This is a genomic window from Sulfuricurvum sp. (genome assembly GCF_036279695.1).
Classification (GTDB): Bacteria; Campylobacterota; Campylobacteria; order Campylobacterales; family Sulfurimonadaceae; genus Sulfuricurvum.
Genome location: NZ_DASUIQ010000008.1, coordinates 1 through 24,066, shown reverse-complemented (window position 1 = coordinate 24,066; position 24,066 = coordinate 1). Strand labels below are relative to the sequence as shown.

Below are 24,066 nucleotides of genomic sequence, written 5' to 3'. Positions count from 1 at the left end.
TTTTATTAGAGGTAGCCCTATTTTCTCTCTATCTGCTATACAATCTTTTAAATTGAAAATAGAGGAAAGTATGGAAAATCACCATAGAGAAGCAGTGGATCGCTATGTTACTTTTATGAATATTGATTGTTATAAACATGCAACCGAAGTGATAGATGCAATTATCGAAGTGACTCAAGATGAGCGCTATAATAATCGTTTTTGGGAAGCATTCAAAGCAAAAATACCTCAAACGTACTTTGATAAAAATTCGGATGAAAAGGTACTGTACCATGTGTGTGCTTCCGTATTCTATATAGAAGAGTTATTTGAAGAGAGCAACCATACAGCAGGGCTTGCATTGATGAAGAATTGCGAGTATCAGTGCTGTTAAGCAATGCTTTAGGGGATTAAAAGGGGGATGCGACTACTATTGCGATACTAAAGTTGGAGTAATTGATGGAGCAGTTTGCTTTTATTATCGCCTTATTGGCTATCGGTATCCTCCTGCAGAAAGCCGATGCTCCGATCGATTTTGCGAAGAGTCTCAACTTTTTTGTCATCTACGTCTCTCTCCCCGCCACCGTATTGCTCCAAGTGCCGAAGATCCATTTCGACGCGTCCGCTTTAGGGGTCATTCTCATCCCGTGGCTGCTCCTTCCGATAGTGGTGGCTCTTGTCTTCGCTATGACCCGTAACCATCCCCCTCACGTCCGTGCCGCACTGTTGCTTGTTATGCCGCTGGGCAATACCTCATTTGTCGGGATACCGATTATCCATACTCTTTTGGGCGAGGAAGCGATAGGGTATGTTTTGATGTACGATCAATTCGGGACGTTTTTGATCCTCTCGCTTTACGGTGCGGCGGTGATTGCACGCTATGAGAGCGGAGTATTTCATAAACGGCTGATTATGAAAAAACTTCTCCTTTTTCCTCCGTTTATTTTCTTGATTTTTGCTCTGTTGTTCGGAGAAACACCGAGCAATGTACAGCCGTATATTCAAACCCTTGCATCGACGCTTGTTCCGCTGGCACTTATCTCGGTGGGGTATTCGATGAAATTCGGCGGTGAGGTCGATTATAGCTTGTTCACCCAATCGCTTATTTTAAAACTCATCATTATGCCGCTGATTGCGTTTGGGATGCTCATTGCGATGGGAACCGAACCGCTTGCACTTAAAACAGCGGTTTTAGAGTCGGGGATGCCCTCTATGATTACCGCCGGAGCATTGGCGATAGCGGCAGGGTTTGCCCCAGCGCTGAGTGCCGCATTGGTGGGATATGGACTTATTATCTCGTTGGTGACATTACCGTTAGTAGCGTTTCTGATGGAGAAGTTTCTTTAGCCCCCCTGTTGATGAGAGCCGTCACAATAAGGTTTTCGTCCTGATCGCCCGCATCGACAGAGCCATTTATCGGTTTCAACGTCGACGGAAAATTTTATCGGTGCTTTACCGGTACCCTCATGGTTTCCGTCACAAAACGGAAAAGTTTTCGATTGTCCGCAGGTGCAATACCAATACTCTTTGTTTGCATCCAATGATGCTTTGAACGGTGCATTTTGAAAATGGGTTTCCATGTCATACTCCTCAAACGATATGAAAAAATAATATCACGGGTACGATTGAATAGGATAAAAGTTTAGGATTAATATAAAGGGAGAAAGCTATTCTCCCAGATGTATTAAAGAAGTTATTTATGATTTGAACTGTTGCAGTTTTAGATTTAGACCGTCTGTTAGTTTATATAAATGCTCTGCTGCGCTTGCAATCTCTTCTACGCTTCGTGCATTATCGGAAGTTAATCCATTGATTCTTGACACAGATGTAACAATTTTGGAAGCATCTTCTGCAATTTTCGATGAATTTTCTGCATTTAATGAGACACTCTGTGTCGATTCTTTCATCGAGGATACGGTTTCTTCAACGACATTTTCCACACTTTCAGAAACTTCGACAAGCCGTTCGATATTTTTGGCATTAATCCCCATTTGATCTGAGGAATCGATAATGGATTGGACGATGACATTAATCGTTGCATTGATTTCTGTGAGGCTTTTTTGAGTTCTTTCTGCAAGTTTTCGGACTTCATCGGCTACCACTGCAAATCCTCTTCCATGGTCTCCTGCACGTGCAGCTTCAATAGCGGCATTGAGTGCTAAAAGATTTGTTTGATCGGCAATGTCACTGATGACAACGAGAATTTGTTTGACCTGAGCCGCTTCCGAACTCATGTGCTCTAATTTACTGGCCAAGCTAGATTCCAACTCACTTGCATCACAGACATCATTTTTTAATTGTTTCATATCTATAAGCACGTTATGAAGTTTTTCACTTGAGGCTTCAATGCTCTGTCTTGTTTGAATGGAAAGGGTAACACTTGATTCAATAAAAGCTTTTATTTCGTGAATCTCACTAATAGTATCTTGAACAATTTCCATGCTTATTTCAGCATTTTGACCAATTTGCATACTGGTACTATGGAGTTCACTGGAAACGGAGGCATTTTCATTTGCGGCAGTTTTAGCTTCTTGAATCGTATGCTCTAATGTTTCTAATAGTGTGTTGAAGCTATCGATGATTGCTTTTATTTCATCGTTTCGATCATACGACAAGCGGATTTTTAAATCTTTTGTATCCACAAAATTTTTGATTTTTGTTTGCAAAAGATGGATGGATCCTGTAATCTCTTTTGTAACAACAAGATTGATAATAAAGACGAGTAATACCGCGAATATAAAACAAAAAATAAGGAGTGTATTGACAGCGCTTAAAGATTTTTCACTGAGCGCTACCGCACTTGTTGTGATCTCTTCTAGTTTCTGTTGTAACTCTCCACTGATGGTTACTAGCTTACTTAAATCAATATTATTTCGATTTTCAACATCAGCCATCATGATTTGCTTTGATTTGATAGCAAACTCTTCTTTGTATTGTTGAATAAGGTCAATGATTTTTGAGCATTTATCTTTATTTTCTTGCAAAGAGAGTTTGTCTTTTAGCTCGGTAACACTTTTTAGGTTTTTATCAAGATTCGTATTTACTTTTAGCAAAGTCTCTTCGGATGGATTTTTTAAAAATTGATATACCGTTATTCGTGTATTTAAAAATTCACTGACGGCATCTTTGGACTCGATTGAGCGTTGCATTGCCGCTTCAGCAACTGAGTGTTTATTTGAGTAAACAATATACGTTACGATAAATACCAGTAAAAGAGCAATTGGAACGAGATAGAGTTTTGCTTTAATGGTCATATTTTTCAAAGTCTTTTCCTAAGTTGATGAGATAGTAATAGTTACTATGATAACTATTATGAAATTGTATATTTAAATAACTTAATTTTATATTCTTGCAATTTGTTTTTGTAGAAATTGAAAAGGATGGGGGGCGGTTATACGGATAAAAGTAAAAAGAGGTATTTTTACTTTTTTAGATTGTTGTAAATCGATTCAAGAAAATTTGAGTACTCTTTTTTTTGCGCTTGAGTTACCCCAAGCAGAGCTTTTTCCATTATATTATTTCCCATTTGAACAAGGGTATCTATTAGCTTCTCCCCTTCAGGTGTTATTTTTATGAGATAGGCTCTTCGATCATTATCTTTTGGGAAACGTTTCACAAGACCCTTTAACTCGAGTTTATCGAGCATTAGTGTTAGATTGGACTGTTCAAAATAGGTATCTTGTGCCAGTTCTTTTTGGGTTAGGGCATCTTGTTCTGAAAGTCTGATTAGAATAACACGATGCGCATAGGAGAGACCATAAGGCTTTAATTCTTTTTCAAACTCTTTTTTGAGGATATTTCTCGCTTTTGCGATTTGAAATAGTATTGATTTGTCCGATTCGAATCCCATAAAACACCTTAAGCTGTTGAATACACAATGATTTTGATATAGATATTATACCGTGTTATATTTGATTGATAAAATGGGGATAAATTTTTGAAGGAAGTTTATGTTGTGATGGCGGGCCACCAAGGATTTGAACCTTGGGAGGTGTTACCCTCGCCGGTTTTCAAGACCGGTGCAATCGACCACTCTGCCAGTGACCCGTAGTAAAATTGAAGCTATTTTTTTCTCGCTGGAGGCGGCACCCGGATTCGAACCGGGGATCAAAGCTTTGCAGGCTCATGCCTTACCGCTTGGCTATGCCGCCACCTAGGTGGTGCCCGGAGCCGGACTTGAACCGGCACAGTGTTACCACCGAGGGATTTTAAGTCCCTTGCGTCTACCGATTTCGCCATCCGGGCATCTGAGTAGAAAAAAATATCTCAGTTCAAACATCAAACTCAATGTTTCAACTGAGATTCTGGAGCGGGAAACGAGGTTCGAACTCGCGACCCCAACCTTGGCAAGGTTGTGCTCTACCACTGAGCTATTCCCGCATTGTTTTTGTGGACTGGAAGTATAGCAAAAAAATAATGGCGTGTAAAGAGTTTTTAGAGAAAATTTCCGTATAATCACGATAATAATGACGATGTTTCTTCTATGTAATAAGGAAAAACAGATAATAAAGGACATTTTATGCGCAGTGATACCATTAAACGGGGATTCGACAAAACCCCACACCGCAGTTTGCTCCGTGCAACTGGACTTAAAGATGACGATTTTAACAAACCGTTTATCGGGGTAGCAAACTCCCATATCGACATCATTCCGGGGCACTTTTTTCTCCAAGAGTACGGTCGTATCGTCAAAGAGGCGATCCGTGAAGCGGGAGGCGTTCCGTTCGAGTTTAACACCATCGGTGTCGATGATGGTATCGCGATGGGGCATGATGGGATGCTTTACTCTCTCCCTAGCCGTGAGTTGATCGCCGATTGTATCGAGACGGTGATGAATGCCCATAAACTTGACGGGCTTATCTGTATCCCTAACTGTGACAAGATCGTTCCGGGGATGCTTATGGGAGCACTTCGTGTCAACGTCCCGACGATTTTTGTTTCCGGCGGACCGATGAAAGCAGGGCATAAAAAAGACGGTACGCCGATCGATTTGGCGACGGCGTTTGAAGCGGTCGGGAAACATGCGGATGGGAAAATGAGCGATGAAGAACTCTATGAAATCGAGTGTGAGGCGTGTCCGAGCGGCGGGTCATGTTCAGGGATGTTTACGGCAAACTCGATGAATACTCTCTGTGAAGCGATGGGGGTTGCATTGCCGGGGAACGGTACGGTTTTGGCGATGACACCGGAGCGTATCGAGATGGTTAAAACGGCGGCACGCCGTATCGTCGAGATGGTCAAAGATGAAAATTCCCAAAAATGGAATATGCAAAATATTTTGAACGAAAAAGCGATCCATAATGCATTCGTCGTCGATATGGCGATGGGGGGATCATCCAATACCGTATTGCACATGTTGAGCATCGCCAAAGAGGCGGGGGTTGATTTCGATATTACCCAAATCAATAAAATTTCTGAGAACGTCGCACACATCGCGAAAATCTCTCCATCCCTCTCAACCGTCCATATGGATGATATCAACCGCGCGGGTGGGGTCAATGCCGTTATGAAAGAGGTTTCTCGACGCGGCGGAATCCTCCATACCGATGCGATGACGGTGACGGGTGAAACACTCGGTGAGCGGATCAAAGATGCGGTGATCAAAGATCCGAACATCATCCACACCAATGAAAATGCCTACTCTCCGGTGGGTGGACTCTCTATCCTTTTCGGTAATCTCGCGGAAGAGGGTGCGGTTGTCAAAACGGCGGGTATCACTCCGAATATGCGTAAGTTCAAAGGGAGCGCGGTTTGTTTTAACTCTCAACAAGAGGCGATAGCGGGGATCGTAGGGCATAAAGTCAAAGCGGGCGATGTGGTCGTTATCCGCTACGAGGGACCTAAGGGTGGTCCGGGGATGCAAGAGATGCTCGCCCCTACGGCACTGATTATGGGGATGGGTCTGGGTGAGAGCGTAGCGCTCATCACGGATGGACGCTTCAGTGGTGCGACACGCGGTGCCTCTATCGGTCACGTCAGTCCTGAAGCGGCTGAGGGGGGATTAATCGCCCTTATCGAAGACGGTGATGAGATCGAGCTCGATGTCGATACCCATCTATTGCAACTCAATGTGAGTTATGAAGTGCTAGAGCAACGCCGTCTTCACTGGAAACCGATCAAAAAAGAGATTCCGTCCAAATGGCTCAAACGCTACAGCCTCCTCGTCTCCAACGCCTCTAACGGTGCGGCGCTTAAAACCGAGTTATAACCTTTTATTTACCGGAGGGTTGAAACTCCGGTACAATTTTTTGTAACGCTTCAATAGCGTTATCGCTTCCCACTAGCTTTTCAATATCCTCTTTTAATGTTTCAATCGGATACGGCGTCGAGCGGGCGATCATAATCGATTCATACGACGTTTTTTGCTCGCTATCATCGATCAAAAGCTCTTCGTAGAGTTTTTCACCCGGACGCAAGCCGGTATAGACGATTTCGATCGGTTGGGTAGCATAGAGGCGGATCATCGTGTGTGCCAAATCGGCGATTTTGACACTCTCTCCCATATCGAGGATAAAGAGCTCTCCACCGCGCGCGATGGCTGAGGCTTGAAGTACCAGCTGGCACGCTTCACTGATGAGCATAAAATAGCGGGTAATATCGGGGTGGGTTAGGGTGATCGGTCCGCCCGCTTCGATTTGGGATTTGAATTTTGGGATGACACTCCCGCTGGATCCGAGGACATTTCCGAAACGGACGGCTACGATCTCACTGTTTTTCGGATCGACGTTTTGGGCATAAAGCTCTACGATTCGCTTGGTCGTCCCCATAACATTCGTCGGACGAACCGCTTTGTCGGTGGAGATAATGACGATTTTAGGGACGTTATGCTCGATGGCACTGTCGATGACGTTACGGCTCCCGACGACGTTGTTCATGATTGCCGTTTGGATGTTTGCCTCACAAAGGGGGACGTGCTTGTATGCGGCGGCATGGATGACAATATCGACAGAACCGTTTTGGATGATAGAATCCAATCTTTGTTTGTCGATAATGTTACAAAGATAGAGTTCCGCAGAAGGGATTTGTTCTCCGATTTGGTAGAGATTGAACTCGCTATGATCGATCAAAAGAAGCTTTGCCGCACCGAATTGGTGGCACTGCACTGCGATTTCGCTTCCGATACTCCCCCCCGCTCCGGTGATGAGGACGTTTTTCCCCCGTATAAAGTCTTCAACGGTTTGGGTATCAAGGTCTTTGGGGTGACGTGCCAGTAGCTCTTCTACCGATAAGGAGGTTATGGATTCTTTTCCATCGGAGAGGAGAGTTGAGCGTTTTATGTCGCTGATCCCTGCATTTGAGAGTATTTGATACGCTTTTTGGAGATAGTCGCTCGGGAGGGAACCGTCTATAATAGCGGCGGAAGCCTGTTTGGATTCGATCAAAAAAGGGATGTCAGAAGTGCCGGCTATTTTGATATTCTGAACGGTGGAACCGATCAGATTGTAATTTTTTTCTTGGATCGCGATGATCCCTATCGGATAATAGTCATTTGAAAGCTCACTGTCCACCATGCTTTTGATCAGATTGGCGGTGTTTGCCGAGATCCCTACGATGAGAGTCGGTTTATGTGCCTCGATCTTGGAAGATTCGATCAAAAGACGTTTGGAAAAGCGCAAAGCCCCTACTAATAGGAATGATAAAACCAAATCTGTACCGATAACACTGCGAGGCATCGGGGAAAATAACGGCGTATTAATGCTGTAGAGGATAAAAAAGGCTAAAAACGATACTGCAAGTGCATAAAAAAGGTTTTTAGCATCATGGAGACCGAAAAAACGCCATGTCATACGGTAGATCCCAAACAGATAGAAGCTTCCCCATTTGAGCACTACAAGAGTTGCGAAGACGATATAAAATTTGGACATAAAATGAGGAGGGATGTTAAAATCAAACCGGAGGGCATACGCGAAAAAGAGCGATACAAAAAAGAGGATAAAATCGGCACTTAGAAAAAAGAGGAACCTCGTCGTAAAATTAGGGGTGAGTAAGCTCTGTTTTGTCTTTTTTTCTGCCAATTCCATCGGTTAAATCTTCAATTTGTAAATTTTTGTCATCGGGCTTAGGATAACGGGTTGAAAAAGGTTTCTATCATATTGCTCAAATACAAACATTTGGATATAGGTTGAGTTAAAAAAGTAGTCATCAACAACTAAGAATTGACCGTAACTCGGCATAAAAATAACATTAAACCCTTCGGATGCAAAGGTTTGCCGAGTGATTTGAAGTTTTTGTTTTTGATCGTATCCGACTTGATAAAACGCTTTAATAGGGGCCGTTTGTGTCCCAAGCTTGAGTGAATTGGTCTCTTTGAGTATCGATACACCTTGCCCTAATTCTACAGTTTTTCCCGTATCTTGAAAGTTTTGAGTCGTGTAAAAGAAAGGTTGAGGTGATGTTTTACCGGTTTTGAGATCCAGATTGCTAAAGAGCGATACGGTCGGGAAAATTTCCATCATTCGTAGCGGTAAATAGAGATAGACGTCTCGTGTTTTGAGAGGTGTTTTGTACTCCGGCAAGGCTATTGCATTGAGAAAATCATTCGGGTCTTTGAACCCCTCTTCGGCCATAATATGTTCAAAAACACTTCCATAGACCGTATGTTTATCGGTAAAGTTTTTTTCCAAATATTCGGTATTGAGACGCATCATATGGGCGACTGATAGCGGGTCTTGTCCCGTTAAAACAAAGGAAACGGGATAATTTTGTCCGCCGGAGTGTTGCGCTCCGTCGGCCCATGTTTTCATGTCGGCATAATAGCGGATAGGGAAACCGTAATCCCACCATCCTATCAGATAGTCTTCACCGGAAGTGATTTTACCCAATTCATTCAGAGCAAGAGCTTCATCGCTGGTAAGGACGGTTGGCGTCAGATAGGCTTTTGCATGGGTATAGTTAGGGTAGAGAACGGCAAGTGTCAATACCGCGATACTCGAATACCGGAGCAATGGTTTGCGGATAAATTGGCTGACATAAAGAATCAAAAATGCGATACCGATCGCCATAGGAGGGACGGAGTAAATGGTAAAACGCAGACCCGCAGACATCGCGATAAATCCCAATCCGACGAGGGGAAGGGTGATGAGAAGCGGTCGATAGGCAAAGATCGCCATAATATACCCGATTACCGCCAGGACAAACGCGATAGGATGACCGCTGATCCGTTCGGCAAATACACTAAAGGGGATATGTCCTGCTTCACGAACCGTGGAAACAACATCGTAAAAGATGAGGGAAGTAGAGACCGCTCCCTCATTGCCGCGAAAGAAATACCCTTGGATAAAATGGAGGATCGGATCAACACCGCCGGTGTAAAAATAGACGGCAACAACGGCACCGAAAATGCCTCCGAAAATTTTGATCGGGAGATCCTGTTTGAAATGAAAGAGTGCAAACACGATGAGAGCCAGTGCAATTTTAGCGATAAACGGTATTGCTAAAATTCCGATGAGGATGAAGAGGGCGATTTTATAAAGATAAACATTTTTACGGTCAAATATAAGCGTATATCCGATAATCATTCCGAATAAAGCGGTATCAAGGGCATACGCTTGAGGATACCACCATTGATACAGTGCGATTGAGACCGAGATAGGGATCAAGTATCGGTTGCGCTGATGGGTGAGTGCGAGGATGAGGGAATACATCTCCAAAACCGGAAAAACGACATTGAGCATATCGGTATCCAAATATCCCATCATGGTGCGGTTGTAGTAACTGTGGGCAACCGATGCAATGAGGGCGGCAATGAAACCCATGGTTGTTTGGTTGAGGGCGCGACCGATAAGTACCATCGGAATAACAATCAAGGAGCCTAAAAAAGCGGGCATCATAAGAATCAGGGTTTCAAAGCTGATCGGGATGATTTGAGAAAGTGTTGCGATCAGGTGCGAGGGTGCTTCATTGATCGGTGACTGATCGTTTGCATCATGATGACTAGAGAGGATGTCGCGCGCCCCTTCGGCAAAATAGTAGCCGTCATTGTTGTTGATCATCAACTCGTTATTCCAGCGATACTGCGGCGTATTTTTAAACGCATCAACCCAAATAAAACGGACGGAGACGGAGAAAAGGTATGCGATAACGATGAAGATAAAGAGGGTACGTAACGAGGTGTTGTCTTCGTGTAGTTTTAGCATGTGCATTTATGCTCCGTTTTTTAGTAAGGGTATTTTAGCCAAATGGGGGCGCATTATCAATGAATCAAGCTCTTCAGAAGAGAAACAATTGTTGCTACCTCTTCATCGCGCAGAGAAGAGCCGCTCGGAAGGCAGATCCCTCTTTGGAATAAGGTATCGCTAAAGCCGCTTAGGAGGCTCGGCGCACCCTGAAACAGAGGTTGTGCGTGCATCGGTTTCCACAAAGGGCGAGATTCGATATTATCCTCTTCGAGTGAGAGACGGACATGTTCGGGTGAGACGTGTTCGGGTAATATCAGCGTGGTAAGCCATCGGTTGCCGAGTGAGTTCTCGATCTCAGGCATAAAAGAGATTCCCTCGATCTCTGATAGGGCGTTGTAATAGAGATTGAATATCTCTCTTCGGCGTTTAATACGTTCGTCCAAAACCTCCATTTGTCCCCGACCGATCCCTGCAATGATATTCGACATTCGGTAGTTATAACCGTATTCGGTGTGTTCGTAGTGCGGCGCATGGTCTCGCGCTTGAGTACTGAGGTGGCGTGCGTGGGAAATGAGTGTTTCATCATCACTGACGAGCATTCCGCCGCCGCTGGTGGTGATGATTTTATTGCCGTTGAAACTGTAAATCCCCATTTTCCCGAAGGTTCCGCTCTGTTTCCCCGCATAGGTCGCCCCCAAACTCTCCGCCGCATCTTCGATGAGGTGAACCCCATAATGATCACAGATAGCAGCAAGTCGTTTGATGTCGGCGCATTGTCCGTAGAGGTGGGTCACGATGAGCGCTTTGGGCTGTTTTTTCCCCGTAGCGGCGCGATGGGAAAGCTCCTCTTCGAGGAGGTTCGGATCGAGATTCCAGCTCGCCGTATCCGAATCGATGAAAAACGGCGTGCAGCGCTCATACAGGATCGGGGCAACCGAGCCGATAAAGGTGAAGGTACTTGCCATCACTTCATCGCCGTCTTTGATCCCTAATACCCGAAGAGCCAGATGAATCGCCGCCGTTCCGCTGGTTACGGCCAGAGCGTATTTTGCCCCCGTATACGCTTTGATCTGTGCTTCGAACGCATCGACGTTGTGCCCGAGCGGAGCGATGTAGTTGCTCTCAAACGCTTCTTGGATATAGGTAAGCTCGTTTCCTCCCATATGCGGGGGGGATAAAAAAATACGGTTGTTCATAGACTATCCTTTGGTGTTGGATTTCCGAGAAATTTCTCCATCGTAACAGTGCCTTCTTGGGAGATCCCCTCTTTGATGAGCACTTTTTTGACGGTCAGGAAAATGATCTTAAGATCATTCCAAAACGAGAGACTATCCACATACTCAACATCGTAACGAAACTTATCTTCCCAACTGATGGCGTTTCGTCCGTTGACCTGTGCCCAGCCGGTGATACCGGGGAGAACGTCGTGGCGTCTTTTTTGTTCGTGATTATACAGCGGAAGGTATTCGATCAGCAACGGGCGCGGACCGATAAAACTCATTTCCCCTTTTAGGACGTTCATGAGCTGCGGAAGCTCATCGAGACTTAGGCTTCGGATAAGCTTACCTGCGCCCTTGAGCCGTAACTCATCGCTTAGAAGCTCGCCGTTGCTGTCACGTTCATCACTCATCGTACGGAATTTATAAATGGTAAAAATGTTCTCTTTATATCCCGGTCTTTTTTGGGTAAAAACGAGAGGGCGACCCATAGTGAGATAGACGCTAAGTCCTACGGCGATGAATACGGGAGCGAAGAGGATGAGGAGCAAGAGGGCTCCGAGCCGATCCAAGAGGGGCTTAAAAAAGGTTTTATACATGGGATGAATCCGTGTTGAAGAGGGTTTCCAGCTCACGGTGGAGCGCATCCCAATAATAATGTTGGTCATATCTCTCTAGGATGCTTTGTCGTGCATTTTGTTTTAACGTTGCGTAGAGATTTGGATGATCGAGGAGTTTTTGTACCGTTTCGATCAGGTTCAGCGTATTTTTCGGCTCAATCAACAGACCGTTTTCTCCGCTCTTGATTACCTCGTTGCATCCGTTGATGTCGGTGGCTATCATCACAAGTCCACAGCTTCCCCCTTCGATAAGGACGTTGGGTAGCCCTTCGCGATACGAGGGGAGAACCAACAGATCGGAGATACAAAAATAGGGACGAATATCGTGTTGGAAAGGGACGACACGGATACGGGGATGGTTTTGAATTAGCTCATACGTCTCGGCTGAGATGGGGTCTAAATGGTGCTCATAATCTCCTACCATCAAAAGGGTAAGTTTTGAATAGGTTGAAGAGAGAGAATCAAAGGCACTGACCAGTTCGTTTACCCCTTTATCACCGACAATACGACCCGTAAAGAGGAGGACGAAAGCATCCTCCGTGATAGTGAGATTGTGGCGTAAAGCAGATTTTTCCTCGGTGCTCATGGTGTCTTTGAAATAGTCGGTATCGACTCCGTTGACCGAGCCGTGTCCGATCACATTCACCGCTTTGGAAGTCAATTCTCTAGCGATGATTTTTGGTAGGTTGAGACTGTTGGCATAAAGATGATTGGCAAAACAATAGGTAATTTTCTCGATCGTTTTGAGAAGAAACCGCCGTTTTCCGCTTGAGCCGAAGTAAGCGAGCCCGACAATGAGATGGAGTCTGTGCGGAACACGAGCCAGCCATGCCGCTATCATACCGAGCAATCCCGCCTTAGGGGTAATGGAGTAAACCATATCGGGTCGGCGATGCCGAAAATGGCGCCAAAGCTCAAAGAGAATTTTCAAATCTTTGAGGGGATTGATTTGGCGGGTAAAATCGACAAGGGTGACCGTCACATTCTCATGCGCTTTGATTTTTTCGATACTGTTACTGTATGAAGTGATGAGTTCAATATCGTAATAGTCGCTCAGATAGCGGGGTTGTCCTTTGAACCATGTCTCTATCGAGAGAGGGACGGTGAGTACAATCGAAATTTTCTTTTTCATCCGTTCTTTTTGAGCCGTTCTAGGAGGTAATTTTCGACATCGATAAAGCCGTTATGCTCAAGGAGTTCGACCATGATCGCATTATTAGCGGTAGAGATTTTGAGCTCTTCGCGCGAAAGGTTTTGTGTTTGTAGATCGATACCATGATTTTTCAAAAAATCGAGGATGTTTCGGATCGATGTCCCTTTAGCGCTACCTATATTAATAAGTGGGATTCCTGAGGTTGTGAGGAGCTTATTATAGACCTCTACAACGGTGTCAATGTGGATAAAATCACGTATAGCATTGCCGTTGTTGATGATAACCAAAGGTTTCTCTTCTGTGTAGGCAGTGAGTATTTTGCTGATAATAGAGAAGGTGTCATTGCCTCCGAACATGTTAAAAATCCGAGCAATGCTGTAATCGATTTGACGATTTTTGGCGTATTGTTCGATCAATTTTTCATTGCTCACTTTGAGTGCTGCATGGAGATTGAGAGGGGTGACTTCATCTTGTTCGTCACAAAAAATATTATTGCCATACACCGAACTGCTACTGGTATAGATGATTTTTGCAATCGGTGTTTCGTTGAAATACTCCAATACTTTGGCTGTGATGTGGATCGAATTTTCGATATACTGGCTGATATGGCTGGCTTCTCCAAGCTGTGTCGCGGTTTGAAAATTGTTAAAAATAAGGTTAATGGTTTGATGTTTGTAAGGTTCTAACAACTCTATCGTATCGGATAAATTTCGTGATGAGAGGGCTACGGAGTTTGGAAGCACCGAGAGAAGCGCTTGGGTCAGATTGCTGTTTTTACCGATGATGAGGGTAGTCAATGAGAACTCCATCCGTTAGCAAGTTTACGTCGCAACAGTTTAGCGCTATTTAGGATATTTGCCAAGCAAAAATGACCAAAGGAGATGCGCGTTTCGAGGAACAGGAGCGAGAGCATATAAAAGATTTTGCGGTAGCTTTTATCGGAGTGTCGGTTGGAGATGGACGCGGAATGGACACGGTAGTAGATGAGTGCTTCCTCAACGGAGGCGGCTGTCATTCCATCTTGCAAATTGAGGATATGAAACATCCAGTCTTCGATAGCGACAAGGCGACTATCTTCGATGAAGCGGCTAGTGAGGGGTTGTCGTAGCATCAGAGTATTGATATTGATAAAATTGCCGTAAATAATTGCATTTTTCGGTGACATCAATCGCAAGAGGAGGATGAGAAACCGCTGTTTTCGGCTAGGAGAAATTTCCCCGTGTTCGTCAATGATTTCGGCGGGTGAGTAGAGCATATCGATGTCTGGGTTATCCATCAAGAAATCGAGTTGGGTTTGCAGTTTATGAGGTTTCCATACATCATCGGCATCCACAAAGGCGATAAATTCCCCCTTGGCATTTTCAATACCGATATTGCGAGGTCTTGCGGGACCGCCGAAGTTGGTTTCGGATAGTATCAGGTTCACTCGGGAATCATCGGCGCCATAGCGTCGGACAATGTCACATCCTCCATCGGTCGATGCATCATCCACGATAATGACTTCGGTGTTACGATAGGTTTGTGCCAAAACGCTCTCAAGGGTCTGGGCAATAAAACGCTCACCGTTGTAGAGTGGGATGATGATCGAAATCAAAGGATTTTTCATGATTGAGCGGCTCGTGTGAGTAAGGTGGTAAGCCAGTGATCAATATGATATTGCTGCAAACGGGGGTCTTGTGCCAGAGGTGCGGCAAAAAAATCGGGAGAAAGTTCAATAGAGCTACGGTTGAGAACCGCTATTCTGTGGGGATCAAAAAAAGGTTCTTTTTGGATCGTTGTGTTGGTGGTTAAGAGTTTGAGATTGGAACCGAGAACTTCCAATGTTCGGATCGTAAGACCGTTTTGATGGGTCATCTCTACGTCCAAAACAGCTTTTGTTTTGGCATAAATATCATGAATCACAGAGGAATCGACGGTAAATGTTTTGAGGTAATGTAGATCATTTAGGGTGATTTTGCTCCGTAAAAGGGCTCTGAAAAGGGAAAATTTTGTAATGTAAATATGGTGATAAAACTTCAAACCATACCGTTTTGCTTCTGTATCGATCTGTTTTACGACGGCGAGGCGGTCGCTATGATACGCACCGAAAAAAGCGATGTCATACTCTTTGGGTTGTGGTGATTCGGCAATTTGTTTATACGCATCGGTATAAAATAGGGGAAGATAATCGAGCTGAAAACTTTGTGCATCAATCGGATCAAACGTGAGTGTATGATCAAAGTAGGGAAGGATAGGGAGGTAGTCGTTGTGTTTTTGTGAGTCCCATTGATAGAGGGTAAAGTTCGCTTGGGGGAGACGACGTCGTAACTCTTCCATAAATGGAGGGGTGATAATCTCTCCGCGTATCAGTAAAACATGATCGTAGTATCTGGTGCCGATAGAGTCTAAAAGACGATGGAGATAGCGATCTTGAACGAAGGTACGAAATTTCCCTTTGATTACCTTTGCCGCTCGCTGGAAAAAGGTGTTAATCATCTCCGGATAATAATCGACCTCTCCGCCCCATTGCTCCAGTTTACGGACGATATTGGTGTGATAATCGTAATATTTCGGTCCGATAAAGAGGATTTTCTTCCCCGATAGATCGATCATTTATAAAGACCTTTTTCCCTCATCTCTTCGATGCTTTTGTCGTATTTGTCTTCTACAACTTCTTGTTGTTCAACCCACGCGGTAAATCGACGAATACCCTCCTCAAAGTTGATAGAGGGTTTAAATCCGAGCTGTTTGGTAATCACGCTCAAATCGGCGTAGTTGTGGCGGATGTCTCCGAGACGGTAGTTTCCGCTAACGTGTATTTGCGAGTCACTTCGGTAGGCATTTTTGAGAGTTTGCGCTACCGTGAGGACATCCGTCGCGACGCCTGAACCGACGTTAAAAACCTGATAATTCGCCTCTTCTTTTTCAATCCCCAAGATAGTGGCTTCTACAACATCGTCAATATAGACAAAATCTCGGCTCTCTTTGCCGTCTTCGAAAATGGTGATGTCATTTCCGTTTTTGATACGGGTGGAGAAGATTGAGAGGATCCCCGTGTAAGGGTTGGAGAGCGATTGCCCCGCCCCGTAGACGTTTTGGTATCGGAAGGCGACGGCGGGGATGTTCAGCGATTTGCCCATTACCATAAACATCTGTTCTTGAACCTGTTTGGTGATACCGTAGATGGAGGTGGGATGGATTTTGCTCTCTTCATCGGTGCTCATGAGCTCTGTATTTTTAGCGCAAAGGGGACATTTTACATTGAAATCCCCCGATTTCATATCACAATCTTGCCGTTCGCTCGGATAGACGATGCCGTGATCGGGACAGCTATGTTTCCCCTCTCCGTAGATGGCACGGGAGGAAGCAACGATCATTTTTTCGACCGTATGGGTTTCGTTTGCCAAAATATCGAGGAAAATAGAAGTCCCTTTGATATTGACGTCGGTGTATTTCTCGATTTCATACATCGATTGTCCCGTCCCCGTCTCTGCGGCGAGATGGACAACGATATGAGCCCCCTCGAGAGCGCTCTTCCAATCATCATAGTTTAGAACGCTCCCTTTGATGAAGCGGACTTTATCGCAGATAGCGCGGTAGAGGATGGAGTTTTCTCCCTTATCGCCGTGAATCTGGGGGGACAAGTTATCCAAAACGGTAACTCGATACCCTTTTTCGATGAGGCGAAGGGCGAGGTTGGAACCGATAAATCCGGCACCGCCGGTGATTAAAACTGTTTTATTCATGCGTACTTTCTTGGTCTATGGTTGTCCATTGTTGTGTGAGCGAATTATACCTTTTTATTACCCGTGCGGGAGAACCGACGGCAATAGAGTAATCAGGAATATCCTGAGTAACGACCGAATTGGCGCCGATAACGCAATGTTTCCCGATGGAAGCACCGATAATCGAGACGTTTTCGCCGATCCAACTGTTATCCCCGATTTCGACACGCGCTTTAAAAAGAATCGGCTGATTCTTGATCGCTATGGTTGTATCTTCGTATCCATGCAGGTTATCAGAGATATACACTTTATCGGCGATGAGGACGTTATTTCCGATGATCACTTCTCGCAGTGCAACGATATGGGCAAATCTGCCGATAGTCGTCCCCGCCCCTATGTCGAGCTGCGGGAGCGTATCGTTTTGACGCAGTGCCAAGAGCCACGCTTGGGTATTAATCGAGACATTGTCTCCCAGCGAAATAAAGCGCTCTCCCTCGATAATATCGGGAGAAATGATCGCTACATTTTTACCGAATCGCTTGAACGTATGGGAAAAAAAGAGGGCAAAACAACGGCGCCCTAGAGCGTTTAGTGCTCGCCGATAAAAGCTAAAAGGTATCATTGGTTCTTTTCCTCTACAGCATCTAAAAAAGCTTTCGGGTTAGCGAACAAAGGGGAAAGCTTTTGTAGTTTCGTTTCATCAAACTCCCACCAGCGAGAGATCAATAGGCGTTCAATCGTCTCCTCATCAAACCGTTTTTTGATTTCGCGTGCGGGGACACCGCCGACAACGCTGTAGGCTTCGACATCACGGGTGATGAGCGCACCCGCGCCGATCACCGCACCCACTCCGATGGTTACACCCGCTTTGATCATAGCCCCTTGACCGATCCAAACATCGGCATGAATGGTAGTTTTTGGAGTGTTTTCGATAGAGGATGCCGATGTGGCAAAGAAGTGAGGAAGCGGTTGGCTGGCGTCATAAAATACGGGAGAACTGCTCACTCCATCAATCGGATGCGATGCCAAGCCGATATGGACGTTGGCGGCGATGGAGCAAAACGGGCCGATGTGCGCGTTATTGATTACCGAGCGGCTTTGTACATACGTGTATTTTCCTAACACGCTGCGGAGTATTATCGCATCGGGAAATAAAACGGTGTGTAACCCCAAGGTGGATGAGTGGTCTGCAACGGCTCCTGCATAAATGGTACTTGTAGGAAATCGTCTGCGTAATTGCCATTGTCGCACTGATTTTTTTATCGCTGAGATCATCACGCTTGCCCCTCTTTTTGTAAGAGTTCATACACATAATCAACATTTCGCTGCATATTGTTCCCATCCAGAGGACCGATATAGCGTTCCATAACGGAGCGATCCAAGAAAGCATTATAACGTGTATGTTCCGATTGGAAATCATGTAGTGCTTGAAGTAAATCATCGACGTTTCGAGCAGTGACAAGCTCACACTCTCCATTGAACGGAGGATCCATTACCTCGGTATCTTTTTTATAATAGATAGCAGGGATACCCAGACAAGAAGCCTCGAAAAGGGTTTGCGAATAAATACTGATGTAGAGGTCGGTTTTATCCAGAACACTTTTCATCGGAGCTGTACTGATGAGTTCAACGTTTAGATTCGGGAAAAAAGCGGAGACAAAATCGGCATATTGTTTGAGGTAGCCGTTCGGGCGTACTTTGATGATAATCTCCATCGGAAAATCTTGCTCAATCATGGTTTGCAGAGCGCTCAAGACGTCGTACATAAACTCAAATTCGACCGCGACGTAGGAGTTCAGATCGATCGGATTAAATCCCGACGTACCGATGGTGATGGTCGGACGGGTGCGATTGATCACTCTGGGTGCATCGAGCGGTGGATAGTTGTCCATCCGAGGGTCTCCCAAACATACGATATTCTCTATGTTGCGAAAATAGTGTTCTTTGATACTTGTAGAATAGGCGTTGATCGTGGTAGCGTATTTGGCTTCGTCCATAAATTCTTTGGTCAGCATACCGTTGATGATCAGATAGCTTGGAACTCCTCTGGCTTTGCAGACGCAATCGACCAATGTTGCGGTTAGCCCCATATTGGCGATTAGGATCTCGAGCCGGATAGGATGGTTGTCGAGATAACGGATAACGCTGTGAAGCGTACGAAGAACAGGTACGATACGGGGTGTGATCCGCGCTTCGATAATCGTATAGAGTTCATCGCTTATATCTTCGCCGTTGGTGAGGATGAGAGACGCGTGGCGATGTTCTTTGAGGGCTCTGAGCAGTGTTGATGCAATAGGCTCAAAGGTATTTAACGAACCGCTGATGGGAATAAGGCGCTCAAAGCGGTGATCGAGCAGTTTTGAGCCGCGGGTAAAATTGACCAAAATAACACGCAATAAGGGGTCTTTTTTGAGGATCTCGATGAGCTTTCGCGTCGGATGATACTCTTGGATGAAAAGAGCTTGTTGAGGTTTGGAACGGGGGATAAGTGCATCTATAAAAGGGACGATGTAACCGTAGAATGCCGTAACGATTTCCCGAACACGAACCAGAAAACCGCGTAAACCGCTTGAGCGGATTTTGTCATCCAGCCACTGCGCTATCGGGAAATAAAAGATGGGAGCGGAGGTTGATTTGGATACAGAATGCGTCTCGATTTTGTATCGATCCAAAACCGTTTTGATCCGCGTATCGTCGCTTCCCAAATACAACGTATCAAAAGAGAGGTGTTTTAAAGATTCCAGACATAGGGCAAGACGCGAGAGCGTTACCAGTTCGTTCCATATATCGAGCCGTAATGAGAATCCGAACGGAATCTCTTTGTAGGTAAAAATATCTTTTTTATTTGCGTCATAATGCCAGTTTTTCAAAAACTCAGTCACCAAAAAATTATTTTCTTGCATGATCGAGGGGTCGATGAGATGATCGATATAGTACACCTCTCCCCCCATTGCGGCTATTTTATGTTTGAGTCCAAAATCATAGGTAAGGACCAAATCGGCGGAAGCGTCATAGCGTGCAGCATCCCACCATTCGAGTGAATCGAGAATAAAAATGTTGCGGTAGTGCGATTTGCGTGGAGCTATTGAAGCAACGGTGTTAGGCATCGACAGAAGTATCCTTCGTTTTTTTGAAAAACAATCGTTTGATTTCACCTCGGGATGTTGCAAAAATCTGAGGAAAAATGATTGTTCCGATTATAGTCAAACCCGCATAAAAAACGGCACAAACGGCTAGGTTGATCCACGGTGTTTGTATTGATGAGGTGACAAAAATACTTACAAATGCGGCGAGTATAAAAAAGAGCAAAGCATAGATCTGATGGAAGAGAAACGGAGCTATTTTGATTTTTAAAAATACCGTATTGAAATAGAGCTGTATACTTACCCCGATGAGCTGAGTAATGAGCATTTTATAGGCGAGACCGAGGGAACCAAGGTTTAAAACGTAGAGAAAAATAAACGTAAAAATAACTCCAATCAATGAGGTAAAGAGTCCTATATTGCGATATTGCGACGTATTACCGTTGGCAAAAAAGAGCGATCCGCTGAGTTGACCGTACGTTTGATGGATCGGGTAGAGGGCAATGACGCTGAGCGCGGGTGCGGCGAGGGCAAATTTTTCACCGCTAAAGAGGTGAATGAGGTGATCCGCTTCGAGGGCAACAAATACGGCAAAAAATGCGGCAACCGAGTAGAGCATCGGAATATAGCGTTTGAAATGGAGTCGAATTTTTTCCATATCCCCCTGAGTAAAAGAGCGGGCAAACTCGCGGGTGATGATCGGGGTCATCGAGCTTGTAAACAAAAACGAGACGGCGGCAACGGAATACGCCAAGGTGTAAAATCCTGTTTGTTCGGCTCCTCCGGTGCTCTGGAGCAGCCAAATATCAAACATTCCGATCCCTACTCCGACAAGGGAAAATAAGAGGATCGGATGGCTGTAATGGGCGAACTCTTTGATGTTTTGGACGATATGAATTCTCTGTCGCCATAAGTTGGAGCTAAAGACATTTCGTCGTACAAAAAGGAGGGACGCGAGGGCGATAAAGAGCACTGAGACGATGTAGTTAAACTGAAAATAGGCGGTGAGATCGAAAGTGAGATAGTAGAGAAAATAAAGCAATAATCCCAAAGAGATAAATTTGTGGATACTTTTGAGGATTTCGACCGATACGGTTAGGGCATAGGCATCGGAAATTTTAATAAAAATCTGGTTGAGCCACGTCAGAAATCCCAGTCCCATTCCGATAACAATATACTCTTTCGGTATATTCGGAAACAGCGTTTGAGTGAGCGCAGTAGTGTACAAGAGATAGATGAAAAGAGAGATAGCGATTAAAACCACCCCCATATACAGAGCATAAAAAGAGATCAACTCTTTGCGCTGAGGATGGGATGAGAGCTTGGTGAAAAATGCCATCGAGGTTCCGGCATCCGCCAAGCCGAAAAGTTGTGAAAATAACTGTTGGAGATAACTAAATTGCCCATACGCTACGGGTCCTAGCGCTTTGGGAACAAGTGCAAGAAAGAGGATATTGATCGCGCCGTTGATAAGGTTGGAGAGAAGCTTGATGAGGTAGCGTTTTTTAAGACTCTCTTCCGCTGACATTTTACTTTTCCGTCGTTTTTTTGACAACGCGTGCGGGGGAACCTACCGCAACCGAAAAAGGGGGAATATCGCACGTGACAATGCTTCCCGCTCCGATAACACTGTTTTCACCGACGGTGACACCGGGAAGGATGATTGCATTGGCACCGATCCAAGAGCCTTTTTTCAAAGTGATCGATTCTGAGGGGTAGTGACCCTGAGCAATGATTGGAAGATTCGGATCATCAAACCGATGGTTATGGACATACATGTGAACCCCTGAACCGATCATGACGTTCTCTTCGATGGTGATCGAGCCGCTTTCCCCTTCTCTTGGATCAGCAAAAAGCATCGTTCCGGGGCGGATAATGACGTTGTTTCCGATAGAGATCTTACTGCAGCAAATAGCGTATGCTCCGGGGCGAAACTCCGCATTTTTTCCAAAATAGCTAAATTTTTGTTGGCACAGAGTCACCATCGAAAATTTGAAATAAAGCTTCCAATGGGTAAACGGACAATCCGGACCGATGCGGTCACTGTTTTTGTCAAATCGGTATTTGGAAACGATCTCTTGTATCATATACTAAACCCATCATCGACGATAATATTTTGACCGTTGACATATCGGCTCATGTCACTTAGCAGATAGATGAGGGTTCCCTGTAAATCGCTTTTATCGAGCATCCCTTTGTTAAGGCACTGTTTTTTATAGCTCTCTAGAAAAGGCTCCGGTTGGTGATCAAAAATCCCGCCGGGGCTGATGGCATTGACCCGTATGTTCATCCCTTTGAAATATTTGGCCATGTATTGCGTCAGCATAAGGAGTGCCGATTTGATCGCCGCATACTCAACCGGCATACTCATCGGGGTATTGTCGTAGACTTCAAATTTCGGGGCAATGACACCGTAAATAGAGGAGATGTTGATGATGTTTCCAAAGCCTTGTTTTTGGAAATAGAGGGCGAACTGTTGACTCGCTAAAAAATAGCCGCCGAGATTGAGGTTGAGATTTTCGCAAAAATCGGCGTATTCAACCTCAAAAAAGTGTTTCCCGTAGTTTTTATTGCGCGGATAGGCGTTGTTAACCAATGCATCGATTTTGCCGTATGTGTTGTGTAGATACTCTATTGCGGTATTGAGAGACTCTTTGGAGGTGATGTCTACTTTCATAAAATCGATAGCATTGGTTTGTAATTCTTGTGATAGCTGCTCTTTTACACTGTTACCGATTTGTTCATTAATATCGGCGATGATCGCGATACCGTTATTGGCGACGACGGCTTTCACAAACTCTTTTCCGATCAGTCCCGCTCCACCGGTAATGACGACTACATGGTCTTTAATCATTCTGTTTCCTCATCAAAAATTCGACAAATTCAAAATCGAGTTCCGTATCGATGTCGATCGAGCGCTCTTCCGGCATAACATAGAGTCCTGTTTTTTCCAGAAACAGAGAATTTTCATTCAAAATTATATCCCGCTTCCAAATGTAAATTGATGCGTTCATATCATAGCTTTTGGGGGCGTCTTGTCGGCGTACGACACCCTCGGAGAGCTTTTTCGATAACGCTACCTTTCCTGAAGCATCTACCTCGACGAGATTAAAATAGGGACTTCGACGAGAGGGCATTGCGGTGATGAGATTATCGTTGTCATCTCGTAGAAATTGTCCGTAGGAATCAACGATGTCTTGAACACTGCGAAGGGGTGCGGTGGCATCCAGATCGATCAAGGTATCAAACGTGCAGCCGTAATACTCTTCAGAGCGTTTGAACGCATCGCGGATGACGTCGAGCTTTCCGGCAGTATCGGATGCCATCTCCTCTGAGCGTTTGAAAAAGACTTCGGCACCGTACTCCTGTGCGCTCTGTGCTATCGCATCCGAATCGGTACTGATAACGATGTGTTCAAACAGCCCTGACTGCTTCGCCTGCTCGATGGTGTAGGCGATGAGCGGTTTGCCGCCCAGGAGTTTGATGTTTTTGTTTTTAACCCCTTTTGATCCGCCGCGTGCGCATATCGTACATAAAATTTTAGCCATGAGCATGTTCCTGAATCTCGGTGATGGTTTTCATGACGCTCAGCCCTTCGCTCAGTGTGCATAGATCGGTTTTGTCGCCTAGTGCAGAGCGGTGCATTTGGATAAAGAGCTCGTTGCGTTCAAAGGGCTCTAGTGTTATCGTTTCGATTTCTCCATCACGGGTTCCGATTTTTAAGGTGTTTGCAATCAAATCGGCGATTAGAGTTTGGGTATTGGTAAGGATAACGATCTCGCGAAGGGGAATTTTGCTGATGTAATCTAAAGAGATATTCATGTGTGTTTTAGCGGGAGTTTGCGCCGTTATAACGGTTATATCATCCGAATCGATCTCTAAATCGGACATTTTGCTTTGATACGCACTGAGGAGAGTGAGAGGACCAAAGAGCCATTGGGCATAATCGATTTCGTGGCTCAGATCGAGCAACACACCGCCCCCTTGTTCTTTGGATGCGCTGTAGAGGGTACGATAATCTCTCTGAGGTCTCCATGAGGGGAGGTAGGAGCCTGATTTGATGGATACGGCGATTGGGGTTTCGGTGCCCAAGCGGGATTTGATCCGCTCAAAAATCGGGTGAAAACGCAACACATAACCGACATAAATAGCGTTACTGAGGAGTTCGGTGTTGTGGTATGTATCAAAAAGG

General features: G+C 45.0%; 23 protein-coding genes and 4 tRNA genes. 3 read left to right on the top strand and 24 right to left on the bottom strand.

The features are described from left to right. The first annotated feature begins 70 nt into the window (after positions 1 to 70). Together cowN and VFW36_RS00820 are read left to right on the top strand one after the other, a co-directional pair. Positions 71 to 373, top strand: a complete 303-nt coding sequence (gene cowN / locus VFW36_RS00825; RefSeq protein WP_329656923.1) for a N(2)-fixation sustaining protein CowN — start codon at positions 71 to 73, stop codon at positions 371 to 373. 65 nt (positions 374 to 438) lie between these two features. Further along, positions 439 to 1,326: an AEC family transporter gene (locus VFW36_RS00820; RefSeq protein ID WP_329656922.1), complete on the top strand. Its 888-nt coding sequence runs from the start codon at positions 439 to 441 to the stop codon at positions 1,324 to 1,326. Here VFW36_RS00820 and VFW36_RS00815 read toward each other — a convergent pair. The 7 genes from VFW36_RS00815 to VFW36_RS00785 form a co-directional block, all read right to left on the bottom strand. After that, positions 1,323 to 1,559, bottom strand: a complete 237-nt coding sequence (locus VFW36_RS00815; RefSeq protein WP_329656921.1) for a CDGSH iron-sulfur domain-containing protein — start codon at positions 1,557 to 1,559, stop codon at positions 1,323 to 1,325. The genes VFW36_RS00820 and VFW36_RS00815 overlap by 4 nt on opposite strands. 117 nt (positions 1,560 to 1,676) lie before the next feature. Beyond that, on the bottom strand, positions 1,677 to 3,233 hold the full coding sequence (locus VFW36_RS00810) for a methyl-accepting chemotaxis protein (protein WP_329656957.1): 1,557 nt from the start codon (positions 3,231 to 3,233) through the stop codon (positions 1,677 to 1,679). Positions 3,234 to 3,400: 167 nt separating this feature from the next. Further along, entirely contained in the window at positions 3,401 to 3,829 is a 429-nt protein-coding gene (locus tag VFW36_RS00805; RefSeq protein WP_329656920.1) for a MarR family transcriptional regulator, read from the bottom strand. Positions 3,830 to 3,938: 109 nt separating this feature from the next. Beyond that, positions 3,939 to 4,026: transfer RNA gene (locus tag VFW36_RS00800), tRNA-Ser, on the bottom strand. 30 nt (positions 4,027 to 4,056) lie between these two features. Next, positions 4,057 to 4,130, bottom strand: a tRNA-Cys gene (locus VFW36_RS00795). Between the two features lie 7 nt (positions 4,131 to 4,137). Beyond that, positions 4,138 to 4,224 (bottom strand) — tRNA-Leu (locus VFW36_RS00790). 60 nt (positions 4,225 to 4,284) lie between these two features. Further along, positions 4,285 to 4,359: transfer RNA gene (locus VFW36_RS00785), tRNA-Gly, on the bottom strand. Between the two features lie 139 nt (positions 4,360 to 4,498). On the opposite strand from VFW36_RS00785, the gene ilvD reads away from it, so the two are divergent. Further along, complete coding sequence (gene ilvD / locus VFW36_RS00780; RefSeq protein ID WP_329656919.1) at positions 4,499 to 6,187, top strand: dihydroxy-acid dehydratase; 1,689 nt, start codon at positions 4,499 to 4,501, stop codon at positions 6,185 to 6,187. Between the two features lie 4 nt (positions 6,188 to 6,191). Here ilvD and VFW36_RS00775 read toward each other — a convergent pair whose 3' ends face one another. The 17 genes from VFW36_RS00775 to VFW36_RS00695 all read right to left on the bottom strand — a co-directional run. Further along, on the bottom strand, positions 6,192 to 8,000 hold the full coding sequence (locus VFW36_RS00775; RefSeq protein WP_329656918.1) for a nucleoside-diphosphate sugar epimerase/dehydratase: 1,809 nt from the start codon (positions 7,998 to 8,000) through the stop codon (positions 6,192 to 6,194). A 3-nt stretch (positions 8,001 to 8,003) separates the two neighbouring features. Then, complete coding sequence (locus VFW36_RS00770) at positions 8,004 to 10,115, bottom strand: STT3 domain-containing protein (protein WP_329656917.1); 2,112 nt, start codon at positions 10,113 to 10,115, stop codon at positions 8,004 to 8,006. 56 nt (positions 10,116 to 10,171) lie between these two features. Next, positions 10,172 to 11,293, bottom strand: coding sequence for a UDP-N-acetylbacillosamine transaminase (pglE, locus tag VFW36_RS00765; RefSeq protein ID WP_329656916.1), 1,122 nt, complete (start codon positions 11,291 to 11,293; stop codon positions 10,172 to 10,174). Further along, the gene (gene pglC / locus VFW36_RS00760; protein WP_329656915.1) at positions 11,290 to 11,913 is read right to left on the bottom strand and encodes an undecaprenyl phosphate N,N'-diacetylbacillosamine 1-phosphate transferase; all 624 of its coding nucleotides are present in this window, start codon (positions 11,911 to 11,913) and stop codon (positions 11,290 to 11,292) included. Before pglC ends, pglE begins: the two co-directional genes overlap by 4 nt. Then, positions 11,906 to 13,066, bottom strand: coding sequence for a glycosyltransferase family 4 protein (locus VFW36_RS00755; RefSeq protein WP_329656914.1), 1,161 nt, complete (start codon positions 13,064 to 13,066; stop codon positions 11,906 to 11,908). The genes pglC and VFW36_RS00755 overlap by 8 nt, the downstream gene beginning before the upstream one ends. Further along, positions 13,063 to 13,884 (bottom strand): NAD(P)-dependent oxidoreductase, encoded by an 822-nt coding sequence (locus VFW36_RS00750; protein WP_329656913.1) that lies wholly within the window; start codon positions 13,882 to 13,884, stop codon positions 13,063 to 13,065. The genes VFW36_RS00755 and VFW36_RS00750 overlap by 4 nt, the downstream gene beginning before the upstream one ends. Further along, entirely contained in the window at positions 13,881 to 14,693 is an 813-nt protein-coding gene (locus VFW36_RS00745; RefSeq protein WP_329656912.1) for a glycosyltransferase family 2 protein, read from the bottom strand. The genes VFW36_RS00750 and VFW36_RS00745 overlap by 4 nt, the downstream gene beginning before the upstream one ends. Beyond that, complete coding sequence (locus tag VFW36_RS00740) at positions 14,690 to 15,679, bottom strand: hypothetical protein (RefSeq protein WP_329656911.1); 990 nt, start codon at positions 15,677 to 15,679, stop codon at positions 14,690 to 14,692. The genes VFW36_RS00745 and VFW36_RS00740 overlap by 4 nt, the downstream gene beginning before the upstream one ends. Continuing rightward, positions 15,676 to 16,812, bottom strand: coding sequence for an NAD-dependent epimerase/dehydratase family protein (locus VFW36_RS00735; protein WP_329656910.1), 1,137 nt, complete (start codon positions 16,810 to 16,812; stop codon positions 15,676 to 15,678). The genes VFW36_RS00740 and VFW36_RS00735 overlap by 4 nt, the downstream gene beginning before the upstream one ends. Beyond that, entirely contained in the window at positions 16,805 to 17,413 is a 609-nt protein-coding gene (locus VFW36_RS00730; RefSeq protein ID WP_329656909.1) for an acyltransferase, read from the bottom strand. The genes VFW36_RS00735 and VFW36_RS00730 overlap by 8 nt, the downstream gene beginning before the upstream one ends. Further along, positions 17,410 to 18,066, bottom strand: a complete 657-nt coding sequence (locus VFW36_RS00725) for a CatB-related O-acetyltransferase (protein WP_329656908.1) — start codon at positions 18,064 to 18,066, stop codon at positions 17,410 to 17,412. The genes VFW36_RS00730 and VFW36_RS00725 overlap by 4 nt, the downstream gene beginning before the upstream one ends. Continuing rightward, the gene (locus VFW36_RS00720; RefSeq protein ID WP_329656907.1) at positions 18,066 to 19,898 is read right to left on the bottom strand and encodes a hypothetical protein; all 1,833 of its coding nucleotides are present in this window, start codon (positions 19,896 to 19,898) and stop codon (positions 18,066 to 18,068) included. Before VFW36_RS00720 ends, VFW36_RS00725 begins: the two co-directional genes overlap by 1 nt. Beyond that, positions 19,891 to 21,402: a lipopolysaccharide biosynthesis protein gene (locus VFW36_RS00715; RefSeq protein WP_329656906.1), complete on the bottom strand. Its 1,512-nt coding sequence runs from the start codon at positions 21,400 to 21,402 to the stop codon at positions 19,891 to 19,893. The genes VFW36_RS00720 and VFW36_RS00715 overlap by 8 nt, the downstream gene beginning before the upstream one ends. 1 nt (position 21,403) lies before the next feature. After that, entirely contained in the window at positions 21,404 to 21,961 is a 558-nt protein-coding gene (locus VFW36_RS00710; RefSeq protein ID WP_329656905.1) for an acyltransferase, read from the bottom strand. Next, entirely contained in the window at positions 21,958 to 22,728 is a 771-nt protein-coding gene (locus tag VFW36_RS00705) for an oxidoreductase (protein ID WP_329656904.1), read from the bottom strand. Before VFW36_RS00705 ends, VFW36_RS00710 begins: the two co-directional genes overlap by 4 nt. Continuing rightward, positions 22,721 to 23,422, bottom strand: a complete 702-nt coding sequence (locus VFW36_RS00700; protein WP_329656903.1) for an acylneuraminate cytidylyltransferase family protein — start codon at positions 23,420 to 23,422, stop codon at positions 22,721 to 22,723. Before VFW36_RS00700 ends, VFW36_RS00705 begins: the two co-directional genes overlap by 8 nt. Continuing rightward, on the bottom strand, positions 23,415 to 24,066 hold a 652-nt coding region (locus VFW36_RS00695), incomplete at its 5' end, for a Gfo/Idh/MocA family oxidoreductase (protein ID WP_329656902.1). The genes VFW36_RS00695 and VFW36_RS00700, both read right to left, overlap by 8 nt.

Coding starts and splice junctions, on each gene's coding strand:
- cowN (WP_329656923.1), top strand. CDS start 71: ATGGAAAATCACCATAGAGAAGCAGTGGATCGCTATGTTACTTTTATG.
- VFW36_RS00820 (WP_329656922.1), top strand. CDS start 439: ATGGAGCAGTTTGCTTTTATTATCGCCTTATTGGCTATCGGTATCCTC.
- VFW36_RS00815 (WP_329656921.1), bottom strand. CDS start 1,559: ATGGAAACCCATTTTCAAAATGCACCGTTCAAAGCATCATTGGATGCA.
- VFW36_RS00810 (WP_329656957.1), bottom strand. CDS start 3,233: ATGACCATTAAAGCAAAACTCTATCTCGTTCCAATTGCTCTTTTACTG.
- VFW36_RS00805 (WP_329656920.1), bottom strand. CDS start 3,829: ATGGGATTCGAATCGGACAAATCAATACTATTTCAAATCGCAAAAGCG.
- ilvD (WP_329656919.1), top strand. CDS start 4,499: ATGCGCAGTGATACCATTAAACGGGGATTCGACAAAACCCCACACCGC.
- VFW36_RS00775 (WP_329656918.1), bottom strand. CDS start 8,000: ATGGAATTGGCAGAAAAAAAGACAAAACAGAGCTTACTCACCCCTAAT.
- VFW36_RS00770 (WP_329656917.1), bottom strand. CDS start 10,115: ATGCTAAAACTACACGAAGACAACACCTCGTTACGTACCCTCTTTATC.
- pglE (WP_329656916.1), bottom strand. CDS start 11,293: ATGAACAACCGTATTTTTTTATCCCCCCCGCATATGGGAGGAAACGAG.
- pglC (WP_329656915.1), bottom strand. CDS start 11,913: ATGTATAAAACCTTTTTTAAGCCCCTCTTGGATCGGCTCGGAGCCCTC.
- VFW36_RS00755 (WP_329656914.1), bottom strand. CDS start 13,066: ATGAAAAAGAAAATTTCGATTGTACTCACCGTCCCTCTCTCGATAGAG.
- VFW36_RS00745 (WP_329656912.1), bottom strand. CDS start 14,693: ATGAAAAATCCTTTGATTTCGATCATCATCCCACTCTACAACGGTGAG.
- VFW36_RS00740 (WP_329656911.1), bottom strand. CDS start 15,679: ATGATCGATCTATCGGGGAAGAAAATCCTCTTTATCGGACCGAAATAT.
- VFW36_RS00735 (WP_329656910.1), bottom strand. CDS start 16,812: ATGAATAAAACAGTTTTAATCACCGGCGGTGCCGGATTTATCGGTTCC.
- VFW36_RS00730 (WP_329656909.1), bottom strand. CDS start 17,413: ATGATACCTTTTAGCTTTTATCGGCGAGCACTAAACGCTCTAGGGCGC.
- VFW36_RS00725 (WP_329656908.1), bottom strand. CDS start 18,066: ATGATCTCAGCGATAAAAAAATCAGTGCGACAATGGCAATTACGCAGA.
- VFW36_RS00720 (WP_329656907.1), bottom strand. CDS start 19,898: ATGCCTAACACCGTTGCTTCAATAGCTCCACGCAAATCGCACTACCGC.
- VFW36_RS00715 (WP_329656906.1), bottom strand. CDS start 21,402: ATGTCAGCGGAAGAGAGTCTTAAAAAACGCTACCTCATCAAGCTTCTC.
- VFW36_RS00710 (WP_329656905.1), bottom strand. CDS start 21,961: ATGATACAAGAGATCGTTTCCAAATACCGATTTGACAAAAACAGTGAC.
- VFW36_RS00705 (WP_329656904.1), bottom strand. CDS start 22,728: ATGATTAAAGACCATGTAGTCGTCATTACCGGTGGAGCGGGACTGATC.
- VFW36_RS00700 (WP_329656903.1), bottom strand. CDS start 23,422: ATGGCTAAAATTTTATGTACGATATGCGCACGCGGCGGATCAAAAGGG.